The 5,604-nt window shown below is 35.7% G+C and carries 3 protein-coding genes; all 3 read right to left on the bottom strand.

The genetic code is table 11. The annotated features are described in order from the left end of the window. Positions 1-347: 347 nt before the first annotated feature. The 3 genes from ENL20_10855 to ENL20_10845 all read right to left on the bottom strand — a co-directional run bounded on the left by ENL20_10855 (position 348) and on the right by ENL20_10845 (position 5,330). Positions 348-968: a hypothetical protein gene (locus tag ENL20_10855; protein ID HHE39054.1), complete on the bottom strand. Its 621-nt coding sequence runs from the start codon at positions 966-968 to the stop codon at positions 348-350. 9 nt (positions 969-977) lie between these two features. Further along, on the bottom strand, positions 978-3,485 hold the full coding sequence (locus ENL20_10850) for a TonB family protein (GenBank protein ID HHE39053.1): 2,508 nt from the start codon (positions 3,483-3,485) through the stop codon (positions 978-980). 318 nt (positions 3,486-3,803) lie between these two features. Then, entirely contained in the window at positions 3,804-5,330 is a 1,527-nt protein-coding gene (locus ENL20_10845) for an aromatic amino acid lyase (protein HHE39052.1), read from the bottom strand. Positions 5,331-5,604: the final 274 nt, after the last annotated feature.

Here is a 5,604-nt window from a genome sequence, read left to right as displayed (position 1 = left end):
TCCATCTATGCAGGGCTAAAGATCCAATTTCTTGAAAGGGAAAAATTATTTCCTTTTTCCTTTTATAATAATACAAGAAGGGAAAGAAAATGTCTCACCTTCCTCATTTTACATAAACTTGAAGATATGCTTATAAAGAACATTAAAAGCCCACGATTTTAATCGTGGGAAAATTTAAATACACGACCATTTAACCATTTTAATGGTTTTGAAACCGTTGAAACAGTTAATAATATCGGTTTTCTTTTTACCCACAACTGAAGTTGTGGGCTTCTCTTAAAAACACCATATTTGTGTGTAATGGACAACCTCACAGGAAAGGGTTGGATTGAAGTAGAAATCTGATTTTATATCGATAATAAAATGACATAACCAGCAATAAGCAGGAGTAAACTGAAATTTGGAATATTCCAAAAATCCTGTTTCGGAATGGGAGTATTTATTCTTTCTTTCGAGCTGATCTCAACTTCGTTTATTTTCCGAAAACTGGAAAAAAAAGCATTCTCAATTATCCGGAGAATATTTTTATCCTTTTTTTTTTCGATTTGATAATACTTAATAAAAATCGGAACAAAAGATATGGTTGCTACCAGGAAAAAGAAAAAATTACTGTTTGCTTTTCTCATAGGAAAACAAGCTAATATACTTTCAATTGAATTCGTACTTGCCAGAAACACAGAGAGCAGCAGGATAAACAGGATGCGAAGAACAACCAGAATCTGTTCATCGAAAGGAATATTAAAGATGATCCCTAAAAGGAAAAAGGAGAATAAAAAGGGAAGCAATTTTAAAATGGTTTTCAGCCAGACAAAAATAACAGCTGGAGAAATGATAAGATAAACGAGAGTTAGAAAAAAAATCAGCAGAAATAGTTTTATTTGAACGGTGGTTGAAATTAATAAACCAAAAAGAACAACGATAATTTTCAGGATAGAGTTTTGTTTTTGAAAAAAAGCATGTTTATTCATGCGGTAAATTTATTTTTCTTCGAATTCAATAAGTATTTCGAGCCAGCTTTTAACGGTTTTTCCTTTTTTTTCAGCAGGTTTAAATTTCCATTTCTGTTCAACTGTTTCAACTGCGATCTCATCTAATCCGCCCGGACCAGACATCAATGATTTCTGTACTTTGATATCACCTGTTTTTCCATTATCAAGCACTTCTACTTTCAGAATGAGTTCCCCTTTTTTTTGCATGCCTTCCGGTAATTTCGGATTTTCTTTTTTGATGATCTCCGGAGGAATGTCGTATTCAGGTTCTTTAACATCTTCTTCATCGATGATCGGAATTTCTTTACTTTCTTCAGTTATTTCTTCAATTTCGTCTGGTTTTTCTTCTGCTTCTGCTTCCTCTAATTCTTTTGCTTTTTCAGCTTCCGCCAATTCTTCAAGGTAAGGAAGATGCTGTAATCTCTTAAAATTACCACCATCATAAAAGGTTTTTATATTATTGCTGTACTGGCTGGCATCATTTTCTTCCAGAATTTTATCAAAATTAGATTTTGCGGAAATACTGTCAGATAAGATAAAATAATTTACATAACCAAGGGTGTAGATTGCCTGTTCATAAAATTTATGTTCTGGATTTTCAGCAATTATTGTCAATTTTCGAACCGTTTCTTCCGGTTCATTTGCCAGCAAGTCCAGAGCATTTTGATAATCAAGGATTTCCTGTTTTTCCTCGGGAGTAATAAATTCGACTTCTTCATCATTCAAGAGGGAAACAGCAGCATGTGTGTATTTATTTTGGGAGAAATCTTCTTTCAGTAAGTTTAGAATTTCATCAGCTTTCAAACTATCATTATAAACGAGTTTATATATCCAGATCTTAACGAAATGAGCAAACGGAATAAATTCATTTTCATATTTTTCAAGGACTTCTTCTGCCTGGGATATCTTGAGATTCAGTTGTTCATATTGGTTCGATTTCTGAGATTCTGAAATATAAAGAGAATCTGCCTGAAGATGAGGATAGGAAATGAGCAGACTATCGATTCGCTCAGCTAAAGAATCACAAACTGCAGAAGTTTCATTCTTCTGTTCGATTAAATTCAATATATCTTCTTCCGGCATTTTTTGACTTTCAATTTTCAAAGAATCTGATTTTAAAAGAGAATCTTGTTGGGAAGATTTTGTGATCTGGTTTGTTAAAAAATCAATTTCAGAATCAAGGTTATTTTTTTGACCAATCAGATCATTATACAAAACTATTACAGAATCCGGAATAACAGCAGTAGAATCATCGCTGGTTTGAAGATCGGTCAGTTCCAAATTCAAGGAATCGATATCTGCGAGAAGTTTATTCTTATAAGAAATAATATTATCATAAACAAAAAGTGCCGAATCAGGCATTTCCAGAGTTTCCAGGTAAAATTCAGCCAATCTGAACTGCTGATTGACCAGCTCTTCGGGAGTTATATCCTGGCTCGGTTCATAATATTGAATTATCTGACTGGCAACAACACCTTTGGAAATGGCGGTTTCGATGAATTCCGAATCCCTGTTTTCTTTGGAAACTCTGTTATAATACTCGATCGCTTTCGTATAATCATGAATTATCTTAAAATATATTTCGGCTGTATAAAAAGCAGCTTCAGCAGCTAACAATGACTTTGGATTATCCTGCATGATCATATCCAGAAGCGTAATGGCATCATCGGTTTGATCAAGATTTGCCAGACAACGGGCTTTTATCAGCTGAATTTTTGAGATCTTATCTTCTCGATATTCCTTTTTAATTAAATTTGCAGCATATTCGAGAGCTTCTTCATATTGCTCAAGCAGGAGATAATTATAAGCAATATAATAACGAGCATCAAATTTCAGACTTCTTGGTAATTTCGATTCTAAAAGCGAGAAAAAAACTTCATTAGATTTTTCATATTTTTTAGAATTATGGTAACTCTTTCCTAAAGCAAGAAAAGCTGACTCATATTCGTCAGATTTCTGGTATTCATCTATGATCTTCTGAAAATAATATTCAGCTTCGAGATAATCTTTATCTGTTAGATGATAATTTGCTAAAAGGAGAATTGCTTGCGGATGGCTATCTTTAAAATCCGGATTTAAGGAATAATCTTTGAGAATCTTATAAGCTTCCTGCTTATTATTAAAGAGATAGTTAGCTTTAGCAATATAAAGATGAGATTCAGGAACGAATTCGCTTTCCGGATAAAACTTTATCAAGTCTTTGAATTTTTCAATGGATTGGCTGTAATTCGTGGATTTATAAAATAGACATTGAGCAAGCATAAAAAGAGCATCATCTGCATATTTGCTGTTTTTATAGTTAGTTAGGACAAGACCGCATTTTTTCATTGCTTTTGTATAATTCTGGATAGCAGTGGAATTTGGTTTTCCGTTTTCTCTTAAAGGCTGATCTTGAGCGGCTTTGAAGAATTTTTTCGCATTATAAAAAGTATTGTAATAGGCGCAGCTTGATAGTATCAGGATAAAAACTAATAGAGATATGAATTTACTTTTCATGATTTCCTATATTATTCCCAATCACCCAGCCTGTGTGAAAACTGTAAATCAACTTGCCAAGTTGAGAACTCAAGTTACTTATAATATTTATCTCAAGCGATATTTTGAGTTCATTATCCGCCACGGAGTGTCGGACTACTGTTTTCACACAACCTCACCGCTTGGGAATGCAATTTCAAGTTAAACGGAGATTTTCTTTTTTTGTTTAAAGAATGATGAACATCAATTATCGATTGTTGAAGAAAACTCAACCTTCATTCAATCCTGAACCTTGAACCTCTGAACCTCTGAACCTCTGAACCTTGAACATAATTTTTATCAATAAGTATCAAATTTCCCAATTGCACTTTCTACAGCATGCAGAATTTCCCTGGTTTTGACTTTTTTCATCATGTTATTGTGATCATCGAATAACGGTCTATCAATATCAAGGTGATCAACTGTTTTTCTTATTTCCTGATGAGCGATTTGAGTTCCTTTTCCAGGTTTGAAATCCCTGAAATCGAGAGCTTGAGCAGCAGCGATAAATTCGATCCCTAAAATACCATAAGCATTATCGATTATTTTCCTGGTTTTTAGAGCCGTGTTCATTCCCATACTAACGAAATCTTCCTGATCAGCAGCAGCAGGAATAGATTGAATAGAAGCCGGAGTTGAAAGTATTCTCTGCTCAACGATCATCATATCAGCAGTATATTGGCTGAGCATGTGACCGGAAAACATACCTGCACCTTTAGTCAGAAAAGCAGGTAAGCCGACACTGAGGGCAGGATTCAGCAAACGATTCAGTCTGCGTTCGGAAATAACACAAACCATTGTTATGACTGCACCCAACATATCGAGCGGTACGCTTACGGGACTTCCCTGGAAGTTAGCTCCGGTTAACACAATGCCATCGTCAGGAAGGAAAATCGGATTATCTCCAACACCATTAAGTTCGATCTCGATTTGTTCTCTTGTCCATCGCAACTGATCTCTGGCGGCACCTAAAACCTGCGGAGTAGAACGCATACTGTAAGCATCTTGAACGCGAACTTTCATTCCTTTCATCAGGTCTGATCCGGTTATCATCTTTTTGATATTACGGGCAGAAGTTACTGCTCCCTGAAATCCTCTTAGTTTGTGTAAGCGTTCATCATAAGGTTTCAGGTTTGCCATCAAAGCTTCCAAGGTCATAGCCGCCGCAATTTCAGCCTGTTTGATAAATCTTTCCGCTTCATAGATCTGGATAGCAGCCATTCCGGTCATCAAATTACTACCGTTGATCGAGCCTAATCCATCTCTCGCTTGAAGTCCGGGAACCTTGATGCCTGCTTTATCCAAAGCTGCTTTTCCGGATAATCTTTCACCTTTGTAAAATGCTTCTCCTTCTCCCATTAAAAGCAAAGCGATCTGACTCATGGGAGAAAGGTCTCCACAAGCTCCAACACTTCCTTTTTCACAAACTACAGGAGTTACACCTTTATTCAGCATATCCACATAAGTTTGAGTTATGACCGGTCTGATCCCGGAATGACCATTAGCATGAACATTGATCCTCGATAACATGGCAGCACGGACATGTTCGACGGGACAAGGTTCACCAATCCCGGCAGAATGATTATAAACCAAATATCTCTGGAATTGTTTGATCTGTTCATCATTCAAAATGATCTCGGAAAATTCACCAATTCCGGTATTCACTCCATACATGATTTCTTTTTCTTCGATCTTTTTCTCGATAAAAGAACGGCAGTGCTTGATCCTTTCCAAAGCATCAGGATGAAGCTCAACCTTTTCCAAACCAAAAGCGACTTGGTAAACTTGTTCTATTGTTAAGTTTTTTCCAGTAACAATAACTGACATTTTATTCCTCGCTAGATAATTTTTATTGTATTAAGCAAGATCTGACTCGCAATGACCGAAGGAAATAGGATTCGAGGATTGCGACCATTTTTGAGAGATTGTTCTCGACTCGCACTTCGCCAAGAGTCAAATCCAATCTAATAAATTTCTTTTAAAGTTTAGTTCAAATGACCAGTGGTTAATTTTGAATTTCGTAAGTCCTTATTTTTCAACCTCTGTGTCATCTTGAACTAAACTGAAATTGGGTCAAATGTGCCTTCACCTCTGGTCATTT

It is taken from the genome of Candidatus Cloacimonadota bacterium (genome assembly GCA_011372345.1).
In the GTDB taxonomy this organism is placed as follows: Bacteria; Cloacimonadota; Cloacimonadia; order Cloacimonadales; family TCS61; genus DRTC01.
Note: the sequence above shows the minus strand (reverse complement) of the source record. Positions and strands in the feature narration are given on the sequence as shown.